Source organism: Streptomyces sp. NPDC059668 (genome assembly GCF_042734135.1).
Classification (GTDB): domain Bacteria; phylum Actinomycetota; class Actinomycetes; order Streptomycetales; family Streptomycetaceae; genus Streptomyces.
The window spans coordinates 65,535-82,085 of sequence record NZ_JBHWEL010000018.1 but is presented as its reverse complement, the minus strand read 5'-3'; the positions used below and the strand labels follow the sequence as shown (position 1 = coordinate 82,085).

Sequence of the window (16,551 nt, the reverse complement as noted above, 5' to 3'; positions counted from 1 at the left end):
CGGGAACCGTGCGCGGCAGGAGGGACTCGGCGACGACGACGGAGCAACGATCACGGTTGTCCACCGTTGTGGGCAGCCCGAATCCGTGTGACGAAGCGCGCCGTTGCGCGCGGGTTCCGGAGCACGTGCAGGTGCGCATCTGGGGCGTGAGTGGTGATCGCCTTGAGGAGGAGCGGTCGGTTCCGGCGGCGCCATGACCACACCCAGAGCCAGAAGTCGCTCCGTTCCCGCGAGCGGCGCAGTGCCTGCCAGGCGCAGCGGGGGAAGGAGTAGTCGAGCAGGAGAACGGTGTCGGCTCTGCGGAGGCGGACGTCGAGGACGTCGTAGGGGCCGAGATCGCCGTCCATGATCCACTGGTTGGTGCGGGCGAGTTCCTCTTGGACGGCGACCCACCGGTCAGGGGGAGTCACCTCCAGGTCCGGTCCCCAGAAGTGCTTGTCGAGTTCGATGACGGGTAGCCCGGTTGCGGTGCCCAGCGCGACCGCGAGGGTTGACTTCCCTGCGCCCCCACGGCCGAGGATCACGACGCGTCTCATGGCCGTCATGCTGCCAGAACGGCCCGCCGCGCCATCGGATCGCGCGTCAGCTCACGCCGGTGCCAGGCAGGCGGTCTCCTCGCGCTCGGCCAAGACGCTGTTCCCGAACTCCGCGCCCGCGTGAACCGAATGGGACCAGGTGGCCCCGTACGGGTACGACACCCTCACCTACGGGCGAATCCGCCCCGGCCGAGCCGGTGCCCGGAGAGGCTGAGGCCTCCCGCCTCAGCAGGAACCCGACTTTGTCTTCGGTGGGGAAAAAGTCTTGGGAAGTTGTGCTCAGTGGGTTACGGAGATTTACAAAGCTCGGTAACTTCTTTGAAATGAACCGGTCATAGTGCTGCTGTGGCCGGTATGGACGGCGCGACGGCGCGCGCCTGTGCACCGCTTGGCAGTCCAGCGAGGGCTGTCGTCATCCCACCCCACCTTGGGAGACCTCTGTGCGCAAAAAACCGCTCAGACACAGACGCGTCCGTTACCTGCTGACCGCCGTGGCCTGTGCCGTCGGCTGTCTGCTGCCGATCGCCCCGGCCGCCGCACAGCAGGCGGATCCGGCCGGCCGTCCGAAGGCGGCCGCCGTCGAGTACCAGCAGGTCACGCTGGCGAAGGGCGTCGCCGAGACGGGTGAGCCGATGACCCTCGCGGTGCTGCCGGACCGCTCGGTCGTGCACACCGCCCGCGACGGCACAGTCCGGCTGACGAACGCCGCGGGGACCACCTCCGTCGCGGGCAAGCTGGATGTCTACAGCCATGACGAGGAAGGTCTACAGGGCGTCGCCGTGGACCCCGGCTTCGCGTCAAACCGGTTCATCTACCTGTACTACGCGCCCAAACTCAGTACCCCGGCCGGTGACGCTCCCGCGGACGGCACAGCCGCCGACTTCGCCCCCTTCGACGGGGTCAACCGGCTGTCGCGGTTCGTCCTGAGGACCGACGGCACCCTGGACCTCGCAGGCGAGAAGAAGATCCTCGACGTGCCGGCCTCCCGCGGCATCTGCTGCCATGTGGGGGGTGACATCGACTTCGACGCGGCCGGGAACCTCTACCTGTCCACGGGCGACGACACCAACCCGTTCGCCTCGGACAGCTACACCCCGATCGACGAGCGCGCCACCCGCAACCCCGCCTTCGACGCCCAGCGTTCGGCGGGCAACACCAACGACCTGCGGGGCAAGGTGCTGCGGATCAAGGTGAACGCCGACGGATCGTACGCGATCCCGAGCGGCAACCTCTTCGCACCCGGTACCGCGAAGACCCGTCCCGAGATCTACGCGATGGGCTTCCGCAATCCCTTCCGCATGAGCGTCGACAGGCCCACAGGCACCGTCTACCTCGGCGACTACGGCCCGGATGCCGGCACCGCCAGCCCCACGCGCGGACCCGGCGGCCAGGTGGAGTTCAACCGGATCACCAAGGCCGGCAACTTCGGCTGGCCGTACTGCACCGGTGACAACGACGCCTACATCGACTACAACTTCGCCACCGGTGCGTCCGGATCCGCCTTCAACTGCGCGGCGCCCACGAACAATTCGCCGCGCAACACCGGCCTGACCGACCTGCCTCCCGTCCAGCCCGCCTGGATCCCCTACGACGGCGCGTCCGTCCCGGAGTTCGGCAACGGCTCGGAGTCCCCGATGGGCGGCCCGGTCTACCGGTACGACGCCGCCTCCACCTCCGAGGTGAAGTTCCCGCAGGAGTTCGACGGGGACTTCTTCGCCGGGGAGTTCGGCCGTCGCTGGATCAAGCGCATCGAGGCCGGCACCGACGGCGCCGTCCAGTCCATCAACCCCTTCCCCTGGACCGGCACCCAGGTGATGGACATGGCCTTCGGCCCCGACGGCGCCCTGTACGTCCTCGACTACGGCACCGGCTACTTCGACGGCGACGAGAACTCCGCCCTGTACCGCATCGAGCACGTCACCGACGGGCTCGCCCCGACCGCGCGGGCGAAGGCCGACGTCACCTCGGGCAAGACGCCCCTGGCCGTCGCGTTCTCCTCGGGCGGCAGCACCGACCCGGACGGTGACGCCCTCGGCTATGCCTGGAACTTCGGCGACGGAGCCACCTCCACCGCCGCCAACCCCTCCCACACCTACACGACCAACGGCCAGTACACGGCCACGCTGAAGGTCACGGACACCACTGGCAAGTCCGCCACGGCCTCCGTGCAGATCACGGTGGGGAACACCGCGCCCACGGTGAAACTGGACCTGCCCCTGGACGGAGGCATCTACGACTTCGGCGCGGCCATCCCGTTCAAGGTGACGGTGACCGACCCCGAGGACGGCACCGTCGACTGCACCAAGGTGAAGGTCACCTTCATCGTCGGACACGACAGCCACGGCCACCCGCAGACCTCGACCACCGGATGCAGCGGCACACTGCAGACCCTGGCGGACGGCGAGCACGACCCCAACGCCAACATCTTCGGCGTGCTCGACGCCGAGTACACCGACAAGGGTGCCGGCGGCCAGCCCGCGCTGACCTCGCACGACCAGCACGTCCTTCAGCCCAGCCACCGGCAGGGCGAGCACTACGGCGCCTCCGCGGGCGTCGACGTCATCTCACACGGTCCCGCACACGGCGGGAAGACCGTCGGAAACATCGAGAACGGCGACTGGATCTCGTTCCAGCCGTACGCCCTCGGCAACGCGACACGGTTCACCGCCCGGGTCTCCTCCGCGGGCGCGGGCGGCACCATCGAGGTCCGCACCGGTTCCACGACCGGCACCCTGCTCGGCACGGCGACCGTGCCGGTGACCGGCGGGTGGGAGACCTTCCAGGACGTGACGGCCGGCCTGAGCAACCAGCCCACCGGCTCCACTTCCCTGTACCTCGTCTTCAAGGGCGGCAGCGGCGCGCTCTTCGACCTGGACGAGTTCTCCTTCACCACCTCGGGCGGCGGCGCCCGCTCGGGTGAGGTGAAGGGTGTGAACGGCAAGTGCCTGGACGTCGACAACGCCCAGACCGCCGATGGCACCAAGGTGCAGATCTGGACGTGCAACGGATCCGCCGCGCAGAAGTGGACGGTTTCCGGCGACGGTGCGCTGCGGGCGTTGGGCAAGTGTCTCGACGTCTCCGGTGGTGCCGCCGCGGACGGGACGAAGATCCAGTTGTGGACGTGCAACGGTTCGGGTGCGCAGATCTGGGCGGCCCAGTCCGACGGCACGGTCCGCAATCCGCAGTCGGGCAAGTGCCTCGACGCGTCCGGCGGTACTTGGAACGACGGCACGGCGGTCCACCTGTGGACCTGCCATGCCAACGCCAACCAGAAATGGACCCTGCCGTAGGAGGGAGGAGACCGACCATGCGTACTTACCTGAAGGCGGCCCTCGGCCTGTTCGTCGGCGCCACGCTGTGCCTGTCATCGCAGGCCACGGCGCTGCCCGGCGCGGTGAGCCAGTCAACCACCAGTTCCCTGACCGCTGAAGCACGACCACTCGCGGCGGCCGACCCGGCGTACAGGATTCTCGTCTTCTCCAAGACGGCGGGGTTCCGACACGACTCGATCGACGACGGCATCGCCGCCCTGCGCGCCCTGGGCACCGCGAACAACTTCACCCTGGACGCGACCGAGGACGCGCAGGCCTTCACGACGGGCAACCTCGCCCAGTACAAGAGCGTCGTCTTCCTGTCGACGACGGGCGATGTGCTGAACGCCGCCCAGCAGACGGCCTTCGAGCAGTACGTCAAGGGCGGCGGCGGATACGTCGGCATCCACGCCGCAGCCGACACCGAGTACGACTGGCCCTTCTACGCGGGTCTGGCCGGAGCGCTGTTCCACTCGCACCCCGCCATCCAGTCCGCGACCGTCAAGGTGGAGGACCGGGCGCACGACGCCACCGCGCACCTCGGTTCCTCCTGGCAGCGCACGGACGAGTGGTACAACTACCGCACCAACCCGCGCACCACCGCCCACGTCCTCGCCTCGCTCGACGAGTCCAGTTACTCGGGCGGCAACATGTCCGGCGACCACCCGATCGCCTGGTGCAAGGACTACCAGGGCGGCCGGGCCTTCTACACCGGGCTCGGGCACACCGACGAGTCGTACACCGATCCCGCCTTCCGGCGGCACCTCCTCGGCGGTATCCGCTGGGCGGCCGGGATGACCGACGCGGACTGCCGCCCGGAGACCGGTTACACGCCGCTGTTCGACGGCTCGTCCACCAACGGCTGGAAGCAGGCCGGTCCGGGGCAGTTCAGCCTCGCCGACGGCACGCTCAGCTCGGTGGGCGGGATGGGGCTGTTCTGGTACAACGCCACTGAATTCACCGGCGATTACTCCCTCAAGCTCGACTGGAGGATGGCCGGGGACGACAACTCCGGTGTCTTCATCGGCTTCCCGTCCTCCGACGACCCGTGGTCGGCGGTGAACAACGGCTACGAGATCCAGATCGACTCCACCGACGCCGCCGACCGCACCACGGGCGCCGTGTACGGATTCCAGTCCGCCGACCTGGCCGCGCGCGATGCCGCGCTGAACCCACCGGGTGAGTGGAACACGTACGAACTCCGGGTCACCGGGGAGCGGTTGGAGATCTTCCTCAACGGACGGAAGATCAACGACTTCACCAACACCGATCCCGTACGGAGCCTTCGGCAGGGATACATCGGGCTCCAGAACCACGGGGACGGGGACGACGTCTCGTTCCGCAACATCCGAGTCAAGCGGGGTGCCGGGCAGGATCCGGGGACCCGCTCGGGTGAGGTGAAGGGTGTGAACGGCAAGTGCCTGGACGTCGACAACGCCCAGACCGCCGATGGCACCAAGGTGCAGATCTGGACGTGCAACGGATCCGCCGCGCAGAAGTGGACGGTTTCCGGCGACGGTGCGCTGCGGGCGTTGGGCAAGTGTCTCGACGTCTCCGGTGGTGCCGCCGCGGACGGGACGAAGATCCAGTTGTGGACGTGCAACGGTTCGGGTGCGCAGATCTGGGCGGCCCAGTCCGACGGCACGGTCCGCAATCCGCAGTCGGGCAAGTGCCTCGACGCGTCCGGCGGTACCTGGAACGACGGCACGGCGGTCCACCTGTGGACCTGCCATGGCAACGCCAACCAGAGATGGACCCTGCCGTGATGTGAGGCCGAGCGGGGGCTCCCTCCGAGGGGGTCCCCGCGAGCCGGGGGCGTTGGCCCCGCAGTCCGGGCTGATTTCCAACGCCGGCCACCGGCGCCGGCGGGCCTCATGCACGGTGATCCCTCGTTCAGACCCCACGATGTGTGCGCGGCGACAGAGCGAGGGGTCCGGTTGCCCGGCAGGTGAGCGGTATCTGCCCGGGCAACTTCGTCGAGTCAGTCCCGCGTGGAACCTTCGGGCCAGATGACGCGTATGGGAAGGCCGACACTGTGCGCGTACGCGACGACGTCGGCAGTGCCGCCGTAACCGCGGGCCGGTTGCCCGTCCCAGACAGCGATCAGCTGATCGGCGAGGCCCACCACGATCTCGCTGCCGGCCTGGTGGGCCTGCGATGTCGACTCCCGCATGCCGGTGTGATGGACGTCCTCGGCCCGTGCCACCAGTTCGTCGTACACCGGGTAGTGCCAGTCGGGGAGGCTCTGGCGGTACTCGGCCGCTGGGATGACGGCCTGCAAGCGGCCGCCGTGATCGAGGACGGCCTGCGCGAACCAGGCGTCGGGTCCGTCGGAGATGCAGCTGATGGCCACCAGGTCCCCGGCGTCGTAGGCGGCGACGATCTTGGTGAGATCGGCGCGGACCTGGCCTTCGACCTCCGGGGGCAGGCCTCGGTGGCCCGTTATGCCCAGACGCATGCCGGCTTCTCCTTCACAGGTGTGTGTTGTGCAGCAGGGGTGTTGAAGTCGCGCAGGGTACCGGGCGCCGCTCGTCCGCCGCGCGGACAAACGGGCGAGGCCCGTGGCCGCGGGCCGTCCAGCACTCCCGCCACCGGTCATCGTAGAGCTGCTCGCCGACGCCGACTGACAGGTGGTGGATGCAGCAGCGTCCGAACCGTCCCTGCTCGATGAGTCGCGCCGGCAAGAAGACGCCTACCAGGTGCGGACGTTGAACCAACAGGACGCCTTGATCTGCCTCGGCCACGAGGCGCCGTTGCGAGACGCGTTGTTACTCGCCGACGAGCTTTCGATGTCCCTAAGGGCGCCCGCTGGAGCGGAGATTCGCCGAGGTCGCTCCACCGTCGCCTTTCTGACCCGCGCGGACTTGGGCCGGTTGTGGCCCGGACGCGGCGTTCCCCTGGGCACCGGGGATGCCGGGTTCACTCGCGACGAACTCCACCCATGGTCATGCGGCTGACCAGAACAGGTCTGGATCGGCCTGCGCCGAGACCGCGGCCAAGTCGAGGCCATGTCAGCGCGCGAGATGAACGCTGGTTGATCAGTCGGTCTGCTCGGTGGTGTTCGGCCAAGCCACGGGGTTGGGCGAGGCGGCGAAGCGGTCTGGCAGGCCTCGAGAACGGCGGTAGCTGAGGCAGGCTTCGAGCCAGCGGCCTTGACCGCCGTTTGCCATCGATCTCGCGTCTGTTTCTCTGGCGGTCTCGACATACTGCGCGTAGCGGAGGCGTGCGTCGGTGAGGCTTTCCGATCCGTTGGGACCGCCCCATACTTCGGCGGCGTTCAAGTCGTCCTGGCCGTCGTCTTCCCAGCCGCATTCGTGGCAGATCTCCCACTCGACGCGGCTTTCCAGGGTCGGGAGTTTGCAGCAGGGGCAGGCGTACGGACCCTGGCCCGCCGGGCACGCCTCGCGCAACTCTCGGGGTGTCATCACACCTTGAGTGTCACATTTCCTGCGACGGCGACTGCGGAATCCCCGCCTCTGGTGGAGTTCAGCGCCGGCTCCTCATGCGGCCAGGCCATGACGGTGTGGGTGGACCCTGGGTCTGTTGCGTGCGCCCGTCCGCCGTGCTTGGCTCGTCCGATGAACTTTCTGTTGACGGCGAGTGGCCTGCGCAACGAGACGCTGCGGGATGCGCTGCGGGACATGCTGGGAAAGCCGTTCGGTTCGGCGAACGTCGTGTACGTGCCCACGGCATCCGTTGCCGAGCCCGGTGACCACGGGTGGGTCGTCGCGGACATGAACCGGCTGCACGGCCTCGGCTGGCGGGAGTTCGACATCCTGGAGCTGAACGGCCTGCCCCGGCAGCTGGTGCTCGACCGGCTGCTGCACGCCGACGTCATCTATGTCGGGGGCGGCAACCACTACCACCTCGCGCGCAGCATCACCGGCAACGGCCTGGCCGACGGCTTCCTGGAGGCGCTGGAGAACCGGGTCTATGTGGGGCTGAGCGCCGGGTCAATGATCTTCAGCCGTCAGCTCACCGGACACTCCGCCGACGTCATCGGGGACACCCCGGACCTCCACGTGCTCGGCGCGACGACCGTGGAGCCGCCGTTCGGCCTCTTCGACTGGTACCTCAAGCCCCACCTGTACTCGCCGGATTTCCCCGAGCGGGACGACGCCTGGGCTGACCGCATCGCCGCGCGGGCGGACTTCCCGATCTACTTCATCGACGACGAGACGGCCGTTCGCGTCAGGGACGGCAAGGTGGATGTCATTTCTGAAGGCCGGTGGCGGTTCCATCCGTGACTCGACGCGTGACGGGGAGCCCCGGACGGGGCGGTACGGCAACCGGGGCGCGCCGGTGAGGAGGTGCGGGGGTGAGCGCCTGCGTCAGGTGGCTTGCGCGGCGTAGTACGGGCTGACGTCGCGTCGTTCGGCAGGCCGAGGCATGTGTCGGGTCGGATGCCCCGTCGTCCGCGCGCACGGTGCACGGTGAAGTCCGCCGCGCCCTACGGCTGCTGAGGCTCCGCGAAGGCCGCGCCCGTCGCGGAGCCGGCGGTGACGAGCGCATGCACGGTGGCGCGGACCTGATCGGCGACGACCTGGGGGGTGGAGGCGTCGAGCTTGCCGTCAAGGTGCAGGAAGGCCAGGCCGTGGACGAGGGCCCACACCGCGGTCGACAGGGCGCCCGCCTCCGAGTTCGGGAACGCGGAGTGGACGATGCCCTGGACGTACTCCGAGATGACCGCGGTCGCGGCGACGCGTTCCTCGCTGGTCGGGTCGCAGGGCTCGGCGAACATCGCCCGGAACAGGGCGGGATGGTCGAGCGCGAAGCGTACGTAGGCGACGGCGACGGCGGCCAGGTCGTCGGGCGTCGAGGGGCGGGGATGAGCCGCGGCCAGGTCCGTGGCGAGTTCGCGGTACCCCTCGGCGGCGACCGCGGAGACCAGGGCGTCGCGGTCGGCGAAGTGGCGGTAGGGGGCTGTCGCGGATACGCCGGCCCGGCGGGCCACCGCCCTCAGTGACAGGCCGGCGCTGCCGTCCTCTTCCAGCAGTTCCCGCGCGGCGCGCAGGCAGGCGGCCCGCAGATCTCCGTGGTGGTACGCAGTCGCTTGCGGCACAGCTCACACTCCCTCATGTTTACGCCGCTTACATTCTCCCCTAATGTGAACGGTGCACACATCGTATGTGATGGAGAGGGAAGAAGGTAACTCGGATGTCCAGCGAGCTGTTCACGCCGCTGCCCCTGCGTTCGGGGCAGGTCCTGCGCAACCGGATCGCGAAGGCGGCGATGGAGGAGAACATGGCCGGTGACGGCCAGCTTCCCGACGAGGAGCTGCTGACCTTGTACCGGCGCTGGGCCGCCGGGGGAGCGGGCCTGCTGATCACCGGAAACGTCATGGTCCACGCCGAGGCGTTGACCGGTCCCGCGGGCGTCGTGCTCGATGAGGCCGCGCCGCTGGAGCCGTTCAGCGAGTGGGCCGAGGCCGGCAGGAGCGGTGGCGGGTCGATCTGGATGCAGATCAACCATCCGGGCCGCCAGATCGGGTCCGACATGCCGGGTGTCGTGTGGGGGCCCTCCGACGTGGGCGTCGACCTGGGCAAGCACAGCAGCCGCTTCGGCCGGCCCACCGCGATGACCGCGGAGCAGATCGAGGCCACCGTGACCCGTTACGCGCTCACCGCACACCGGGCCGAGAAGGCGGGCTTCGACGGCGTGGAGATCCATGCCGCACACGGATACCTGCTGTCGCAGTTCCTGTCTCCCCTGGTCAACAAGCGCACCGACCGGTGGGGCGGATCGCTGGAGAACCGGGCGCGGATGCTTCTGGACGTCGTCCGAGCGGTGCGGGGCGCCGTCTCGCCCTCCTTCGCGGTCGCGGTCAAGCTGAACTCGGCGGACTTCCAGCGCGGCGGATTCGACGCCGACGACGCACGCCAGGTGATCGGCATGCTCGAACCGCTCGGCGTCGACCTGGTCGAACTGTCCGGCGGCAGCTACGAGAGCCCGGCGATGTCCGGCCGTGCCGCCGACTCCCGCACGCAGGCCCGCGAGGCCTACTTCCTGGACCTCGCCAAGGATCTCGTGCGCACCAGCCCGCTGCCTCTGATGCTCACCGGCGGTATCACCCGCCGGGAGACGGCCGAGGAGGTACTCACCGGTGGTGTGGCGATCGTCGGGATGGGAACCGCGCTCGCCGTCACCCCCGACCTGCCCGACCGCTGGCGCCGCGGCCGGGAAGCCGACCGGCAGCTGCGGCCGGTGACGTGGTCGGATAAGGCCCTCGCCTCCGCCGCGAGCATGGCCCAGGTCCGCCACCAGATGCGCCGGATCGCCCGCGGCAGCAGGCCCACCCCCAACACCCACCCGGCCCTGGCACTGCTCGCGGAGCGGCGCAGGCAGCGACGCGCCCTGCGCCGCTACCGACTGTGGCTGACCGGGCCGCGCTCCACGCCAGCGCCGTAGGGCACCCACGAGAAGCGGGCCGGAGGAGTGGAGAGCCTCGGTTCCCGCCCGCGCCACAGCCCCCCGGTCCGCCGCCCGCGCGCCCCGCGGCGGGCCGATGACGGCCGGGGCACCCGCGCCGGTTCGTCACCGACGTGAACGCAGCGGCGGCAGTGTGATCCGCGGACCGGGGAACCCGGGACCGTCGCCCGCCCTGTCACGGCACAGGCCTGTGGAAGGGTCCGCGGCTGCCCCGTCACTGAGTTGCGGCCCATGATCCGCGCGCGAACGATGAAGGGAGACGTTCAGGCCCGCGCCGAGGCGCGCCAGGAGACCGCGGCCGGACAAGGCGCTGATCAGAGCACCTTTCGTGTGCTCGTGACTTGGAGCGAACATGACCGAGCTTCCGCCGCCGATCACCCCCTACCTCGAGCCCGCCGCGAAGGAGCTCGCCGAGGCCACCGACCCGCACCCGCGCATCTACGAGGCGCCAGCGGAGAAAGGCCGGGACATCCTTCTCGGTCTGCAGAGCGATGCGAGCGTGCCCCGACCGGACGTCGACGAGGAATGGGTCGACGTCGACGCCGGGCAGTGGGGCACCGTACGCACGCGCGTCATCCGGCCCAAGGGCGTGAGCGGACCGCTGCCGGTGGTGTTCTACATCCACGGCGCCGGCTGGGTCTTCGGTGACGACAAGACGCACGACCGCCTCTTCCGTGAACTCGCCGTCGGCGCGGGCGCCGCGGGAGTGTTCCCCGTCTACGACCGGGCGCCGGAAGCCAAGTACCCGACCCAGGTCGAGCAGAACTACGCCGTGGGCCGATGGGTCCTGGAGCACGGCGCCGAGCACGGCCTGGACACCTCGCGGATCGCGGTCGCCGGCGAGTCGGTCGGCGGCTGCATGGCAGCGGTGTTCGCGCTGATGAACAAGGAGCGCGACGGTATCGACCTCAAGGCACAGGTGCTGCTCTACCCGGTGGCCAACGCCGACTTCGACACCCCGTCCTATCTGCAGTTCGCCGAGGGCTACTACCTGACCCGCGACGGAATGAAGTGGTTCTGGGACGCCTACACCAGCGACGACGCGCAGCGCACGGAGGTGTACGCCTCCCCGCTGCGGGCCTCCCTGGAGCAGCTGCGGGGGCTGCCCACGACGCTGGTCATCACCGACGAGGCCGACGTGCTGCGCGACGAGGGCGAGCAGTACGCGAACAAACTGCGTGAGGCCGGCGTGGACGTCACCTCGGTCCGGGTGGCCGGCATGGTCCACGACTTCCTGCTCCTGGACAGCCTGCGCGACACCCGCGCCGCGAACGTCGCCCGCAAGCTTGCCGTCGACGCGCTCAGGACGGCGCTGCACGACTGACTCAGCCACCCAAGGTCCGGGCCCCAAGGCGCCGTTGCGCTTGCGGGCCCGGACCTTCGTGGTGTGCGCGGCACACGTCACACGAGGCGTCCGAAGGCAGTGTTGACGGTGCATACATCGAGCGTTAGGGTCATGTGTGCACCGTAAACATCGAGGTGAGGAAGCACGTCATGCCAACACCCACGCAGAAGGACACGGTCAAGGTGGACCTGGGCGGCCGCACGGTCACCGTCCCCAAGGGCGGCCTGTACGACCGGTACCGGATGGACACCGACCTGGACGAAGTCGCCCGGGACCCCCGCGTCAGCGGTGTGGACTTCTTCCGCCGGCTCCCCAAGGCCAAGGTCGATTCACCGATCGGCAGCACCCTCACGCCGAACTTCTACTACGCCGTATCGACCGCGCGGCTCACCATGCTCGCCCCCTCCCGCGCCATCCGTTCGCGCCTGCCCGAGGAACTGGCGCCGCTGGAGATCGCCCCGGGCGTCGGTCTCGTGTCGGTGATGTTCTTCCGCTACGACGTGTGCGACATCGACTTCTACACCGAGGCCGCCGTCGGCATCGCCGTCAAGCCCGCCCGGCACGGCAGGCTCGGCCTCTTCGACCTCGTCGCTGGCCTGAAGAACGAGCACCTCGACTCCTACGTGCTGTCCCTCCCGGTGAGCACGGAGATCGCCCAGGTGCGCGGCCACGACGGCTACGGCTTCCCCAAGTGGGTCACCGCCCTCGACGTCGACATCGACCCCCAGCGGACCGAGGCGCGGGTCGCCAACGACGCAGGCGGGACCGACCTGTCCCTCCAGGCGGCCACGCCCGAGCAGACGGCGTACCGAAGCGGCGAGCGCGTCGGTTCGCTCACCTCCTACACCTCCATCGGCAGCGCGTGGCACTCGACGCTGAGCCAGACCAACGTGCTGTCGGCCGGTACGACGCGTCTGCCACGCGGCATCCAGCTCCAGGTCGGCGAGGGCCGCATGGCGGACGACCTGCGCTCGCTCAGGCCGATACGAACCCTTCAGCTCGACGTCATGACACAGGGCCAGCTCGCGCTGCACATGCCGGTACCCACCTCCGTCCCGAGCCGGAACAAGTAGCAGGGGAGCCTGTCATGGTCACCGAACACGCGATCCGCCCCACGAACTCCCGTGGCGCCGGCCTGCCTCCGTCGCTTTCGCCGGCCCGCATCGAGCACCTCGCACAGCGCGTCGCCGCCGCCCCCGACGCCGCCCGGACCACGACCACCGCCCCCTATACGGGCCTGCCGCTGGCCGACCTGCCGGTCTCGTCACCCGGCGACGTCGAGGATGCCTTCGCGCGCGCCCGGATCGCCCAGAAACTCTGGGCCGCCCTCCCGTTGCGTCAGCGCAAGAAGATCCTGCTCCGGTTCCACGACCTTGTGCTCGCCCGCCAGGACGAGGCACTGGACCTGATGCAGGCCGAAAGCGGCAAGACGCGTCGCGACGCGTTCCTCGAGGTGACCGACATCGCGATCACCTCCCGCTACTACGCGCGCAATGCCGACAGGTACCTGGAGCCCAGGCGACGCCGTGGCGCGATCCCGGTGCTGACCCACACCACCGAACTCCGTCATCCCAAGGGTGTCGTCACGGTGATCTCGCCGTGGAACTACCCGCTCAGCATGGCCGCAGGCGACGCCGTCCCCGCGCTCCTGGCGGGCAACGCCGTCGTGCAGAAGCCCGACACCCAGACCGCTCTCACCGCGCTGTGGGCGCTCGACCTGATGCACGAGGCCGGTCTGCCGGCCGGTGTGTGGCAGATGGTGGTGGGCCGGGGCAGTTCCCTCGGCGACGCCTTGATGGACAACGCCGACTACATGATGTTCACCGGCTCCACCGCCAGCGGACGCCGGATCGCCCGGGACGCCGGACAGCGCCTCATCGGCGCGTCCCTGGAACTCGGCGGCAAGAACGCCATGATCGTCCTCGACGACGCGGACATCGGCAAAGCCGCCGACGGCGCCGTCGCCGCGTGCTTTCCCTCGGCCGGACAACTGTGTGTCTCCATCGAGCGTCTCTACGTCGCCGAGTCCATCCGCGACCAGTTCGTCGCCGCGTTCACCGCCCGCACGAAGCAGCTCAAGATCGGCGCCGCCTACGACTACAGCGTCGACGTCGGCAGCCTCACCAACCCCTCCCAGTTGGAGACCGTCACCGCGCACGTCGACGACGCCGTCGCCAAGGGCGCGACCGTCGTGACCGGCGGCCGAGCACGGCCGGATCTGGGCCCACTCTTCTACGAGCCGACCATCCTCACCGACGTCACACCCGACATGACGCTCCACGACCACGAAACCTTCGGTCCCGTCGTCTCGGTCTACCCCTTCCGCACCGTCGACGAAGCGGTCGCGCGGGCCAACGCCACGCCGTACGGCCTCAACGCCAGCGTCTGGACCGGCAACGGCGCCCGCGGCCGGGCCGTTGCCGCCCGTGTCCACGCCGGCACCGTCAACGTCAACGAGGCGTTCGCCGCCGCGTGGGGAAGCATCGACGCGCCCATGGGAGGCATGGGCGACTCCGGACTCGGCCGCCGCCACGGCGCCGACGGGATCCTCAAGTACACCGAGCCGCAGACCGTCGCCCACCAGCGCGTTCAGGGCTTCACCCCGCCCGCCCGCGTCTCGCCCGAGACCTGGGCGGCCCTACTGACCAGCGCGTTGAAGGTGATGAAGGCGGCCGGTGTGCGCTGACGTGCCGGACGGGCAAGCGCTCAGTCCGCGGAACGCGGCGCGCGCGCCTTCCCAGGGGCCCGCGGCCGTGGGGGCAGGAGATCCTGACCCCACGACGCCGACCGGAACGCCGACCGGAACGGTCACCTCGGTGTGGTTCACCATCTTCTCGACCGCTCATCGCCGACTCCGCGAAGTCCACGACCGCGGTCCGGCCGCCCTGGGCACACGACTCGACGGCCCGAGTGCGGCGGCTGGAGAGCCCGATCCCTGCGGGCGTGGACGGTGACATGCAGACTGTCCGCGGCCGACAGGGGCGGCCCGGACCGGGTGCCTATGTAGCCGGCGGGACGGGGCAGGACGCGCTGGGCGAGTATCACGTCGGGTCGGGGCGCCTGTGCCGTGAGACCGTCCTCGGTCATGGCGTCGGCACCATCGCCATTCGCGGTGCCGGCCCACCACGCCGGGTGCGCGGTGTGGCCGGTGGTACGCCATCACCGTGGCCGTAGCACCGACCCTTTGGGACACGTCCCGACCCGCGCGTCACGTCCGGCTGCCGGGATCCCCGGTCGCCACCGGTCAGCCCCTGCGAGGCGAACGCGGCAGGCGGAACGCCGAGACGAGGAAGAAGATCCCTCCGAGTGTGGCGTAGCCGGCGAGCGTGGTCAGTGAGGGGTCGTCCTGTGAGGCGCCTCGGATGAAGGAGGCGCCGGCCAGCACCGAGATGCCACCGCTGACGATCATGGCCCACTGGCCGCCCATCGGCCGTCGCGCGATGCCTACGAGGAGCTGGACCAGGCCGGAGACGACGGCCCACACGCCCCAGACGCGCAGCACGTCGGCGACGCCCGAGGTGCTGGCGACCGCGACGCCGACGGCGGCGACCGCGCTGATGGCCATGTTGGCGTACAGGCCCTTGACCGGTCCGGCAGCGCCCGCCGACCTGAGGTCGACGACAGCCGCGACCACGTCGAAGGCGGGATAGAGAAACAGCAACACCTTGGCCCCGGTGGTGAGTTCGGAGCCGGACACCAGCAGGAGCGCCGCCCACGCGGCGGCGAAGAAGAAGCGAGTGACGTACAGCCGACGCAGGGCGGGCGTGGCGTCGACGTGCTCGGCGGTGGCGGCGGATGCCATGGGGTTCTCCAAGTGAGAGTGAGACAGAGAGAACGATCTCTCTTGTTTGGAGCCTGACACATCCGTTTCCTGAAAACAAGAGAGAGCGTTCTACCCGCTACCATGGGGGGTATGACACGGACGGAAGCCGGCACAGGCACCGGCAGGAGAGTCTCCGAGGCCCGGGAGCGGCTTCTGAGGACCGCCGGGCAGCTCTTCTACGCGGAGGGGATCCACACGGTGGGCGTCGACCGCCTGGTCGCCGAGTCGAAGATCACCAACGCCACTTTCTACCGTCACTTCCCCAGCAAAGAAGACCTTGCCGTCGCCTACATCGGAAGCGTCGACCAGGCGGTTCGCACCCAGATCGGCTCCCTGATGGCCGCGGACGTGCCGGCCGACGGCATCCTGCGGGGCATCGGCGCGTCCCTGGTCGAGCAGATCCGCTCGCCCGGCTACCGCGGATGCGCCTTCCTCAACGCGGCAGCGGAATTCCCCGATCCCGACCACCCGGTCCACCGTGCCGTCGTGCAACACCGCGAGTGGTTCCTGCGGACGGTCACCGAATTGTTCGCCGACATCGCGACCGAGCAGGCCGATCATGCCGGGCGGCACTTCGTCATGCTCCGCGACGGCGCGATGAGCGCCGGCTACCTCGGCGATCCGGTCCCGGCCGGCGAGACCCTGCTGCGCGGCATCGAAGGACTGCTGCGGATCCACGCCGCCCGTGGGCTCGACGAGCGCACCGCCTCCACACCAGGCCGGACGCCCTCGGCGGCCACGACGGTCGCCGACATCGAGTGCTCGCCGCCCAGCCCGTGACCGCGGAGGGGGCGCGACCGGCCGCATTGAGCGCGGAGCGGGCTCCCTCGGCGCCTGAGCGGGTGACACGCGGTGTCGAGCGGCGAGACACCCTCGGCCAGCACGGCCAGCACGGCCAGCACGGCCAGCACGGCCAGCACGGCCAGCACGGCCAGCACGGCCAGCACGGCCAGTGCGGCCACCATGGATGGGAAAGCGGCTGTGGAAGGTCGCGTCGTCCACGCCCGAGCCAGTGAGTCGGTTTCCCGAGTTGTGGGCCGGCCCCGGCGTAGCGATTCGGGGGCCCCCCGCCAATCACCCGCGGGGCCCCCCAACGGCCCCGGCGAC

The 16,551-nt window shown here is 69.7% G+C and carries 13 protein-coding genes and 1 pseudogene; 8 read left to right on the top strand and 6 right to left on the bottom strand.

Annotated features, from left to right (window positions below):
• Positions 1–50 precede the first annotated feature (50 nt).
• On the bottom strand, positions 51–536 hold the full coding sequence (locus tag ACFV2J_RS16040; RefSeq protein WP_385082409.1) for a hypothetical protein: 486 nt from the start codon (positions 534–536) through the stop codon (positions 51–53).
• Between the two features lie 440 nt (positions 537–976).
• On the opposite strand from ACFV2J_RS16040, the gene ACFV2J_RS16035 reads away from it, so the two are divergent.
• Together ACFV2J_RS16035 and ACFV2J_RS16030 are read left to right on the top strand one after the other, a co-directional pair.
• Positions 977–3,826, top strand: coding sequence for a PQQ-dependent sugar dehydrogenase (locus tag ACFV2J_RS16035; protein WP_385082408.1), 2,850 nt, complete (start codon positions 977–979; stop codon positions 3,824–3,826).
• Positions 3,827–3,843: 17 nt separating this feature from the next.
• Positions 3,844–5,613: a ThuA domain-containing protein gene (locus ACFV2J_RS16030; RefSeq protein ID WP_385439178.1), complete on the top strand. Its 1,770-nt coding sequence runs from the start codon at positions 3,844–3,846 to the stop codon at positions 5,611–5,613.
• 215 nt (positions 5,614–5,828) lie between these two features.
• Here the strand turns inward: ACFV2J_RS16030 and ACFV2J_RS16025 are convergent, their stop codons facing one another.
• Both ACFV2J_RS16025 and ACFV2J_RS16020 read right to left on the bottom strand, forming a co-directional pair.
• A complete protein-coding gene (locus tag ACFV2J_RS16025) occupies positions 5,829–6,305 on the bottom strand; it encodes a hypothetical protein (RefSeq protein WP_385082406.1) in 477 nt (158 codons plus the stop codon).
• Positions 6,306–6,885: 580 nt separating this feature from the next.
• Complete coding sequence (locus tag ACFV2J_RS16020) at positions 6,886–7,272, bottom strand: CPCC family cysteine-rich protein (RefSeq protein WP_385082447.1); 387 nt, start codon at positions 7,270–7,272, stop codon at positions 6,886–6,888.
• Between the two features lie 153 nt (positions 7,273–7,425).
• On the opposite strand from ACFV2J_RS16020, the gene ACFV2J_RS16015 reads away from it, so the two are divergent.
• Positions 7,426–8,094: a peptidase E gene (locus tag ACFV2J_RS16015; RefSeq protein WP_385082405.1), complete on the top strand. Its 669-nt coding sequence runs from the start codon at positions 7,426–7,428 to the stop codon at positions 8,092–8,094.
• A 203-nt stretch (positions 8,095–8,297) separates the two neighbouring features.
• Here ACFV2J_RS16015 and ACFV2J_RS16010 read toward each other — a convergent pair whose 3' ends face one another.
• Positions 8,298–8,909 carry a TetR/AcrR family transcriptional regulator gene (locus tag ACFV2J_RS16010; protein ID WP_385082403.1) on the bottom strand — a complete coding sequence of 204 codons (612 nt, stop codon included), beginning with the start codon at positions 8,907–8,909 and terminating at the stop codon, positions 8,298–8,300.
• Between the two features lie 95 nt (positions 8,910–9,004).
• On the opposite strand from ACFV2J_RS16010, the gene ACFV2J_RS16005 reads away from it, so the two are divergent.
• The 4 genes from ACFV2J_RS16005 (at position 9,005) to ACFV2J_RS15990 (ending at position 14,307) form a co-directional block, all read left to right on the top strand.
• A complete protein-coding gene (locus ACFV2J_RS16005) occupies positions 9,005–10,255 on the top strand; it encodes an NADH:flavin oxidoreductase/NADH oxidase family protein (protein ID WP_385082401.1) in 1,251 nt (416 codons plus the stop codon).
• Between the two features lie 373 nt (positions 10,256–10,628).
• Positions 10,629–11,600 carry an alpha/beta hydrolase gene (locus tag ACFV2J_RS16000; RefSeq protein ID WP_385082400.1) on the top strand — a complete coding sequence of 324 codons (972 nt, stop codon included), beginning with the start codon at positions 10,629–10,631 and terminating at the stop codon, positions 11,598–11,600.
• Between the two features lie 170 nt (positions 11,601–11,770).
• Positions 11,771–12,694, top strand: a complete 924-nt coding sequence (locus ACFV2J_RS15995) for an acetoacetate decarboxylase family protein (protein WP_385082399.1) — start codon at positions 11,771–11,773, stop codon at positions 12,692–12,694.
• Positions 12,695–12,708: 14 nt separating this feature from the next.
• Entirely contained in the window at positions 12,709–14,307 is a 1,599-nt protein-coding gene (locus tag ACFV2J_RS15990; protein ID WP_385439173.1) for a succinic semialdehyde dehydrogenase, read from the top strand.
• Between the two features lie 206 nt (positions 14,308–14,513).
• Here ACFV2J_RS15990 and ACFV2J_RS15985 read toward each other — a convergent pair.
• Positions 14,514–14,729, bottom strand: a pseudogene (locus ACFV2J_RS15985) (amidohydrolase); the annotation flags it as partial.
• A gap of 136 nt (positions 14,730–14,865) precedes the next feature.
• Positions 14,866–15,423: a hypothetical protein gene (locus ACFV2J_RS15980; protein ID WP_385439170.1), complete on the bottom strand. Its 558-nt coding sequence runs from the start codon at positions 15,421–15,423 to the stop codon at positions 14,866–14,868.
• A 102-nt stretch (positions 15,424–15,525) separates the two neighbouring features.
• Here ACFV2J_RS15980 and ACFV2J_RS15975 point away from each other — a divergent pair, with 102 nt between their 5' ends.
• On the top strand, positions 15,526–16,224 hold the full coding sequence (locus ACFV2J_RS15975; RefSeq protein ID WP_385097840.1) for a TetR/AcrR family transcriptional regulator: 699 nt from the start codon (positions 15,526–15,528) through the stop codon (positions 16,222–16,224).
• Positions 16,225–16,551: the final 327 nt, after the last annotated feature.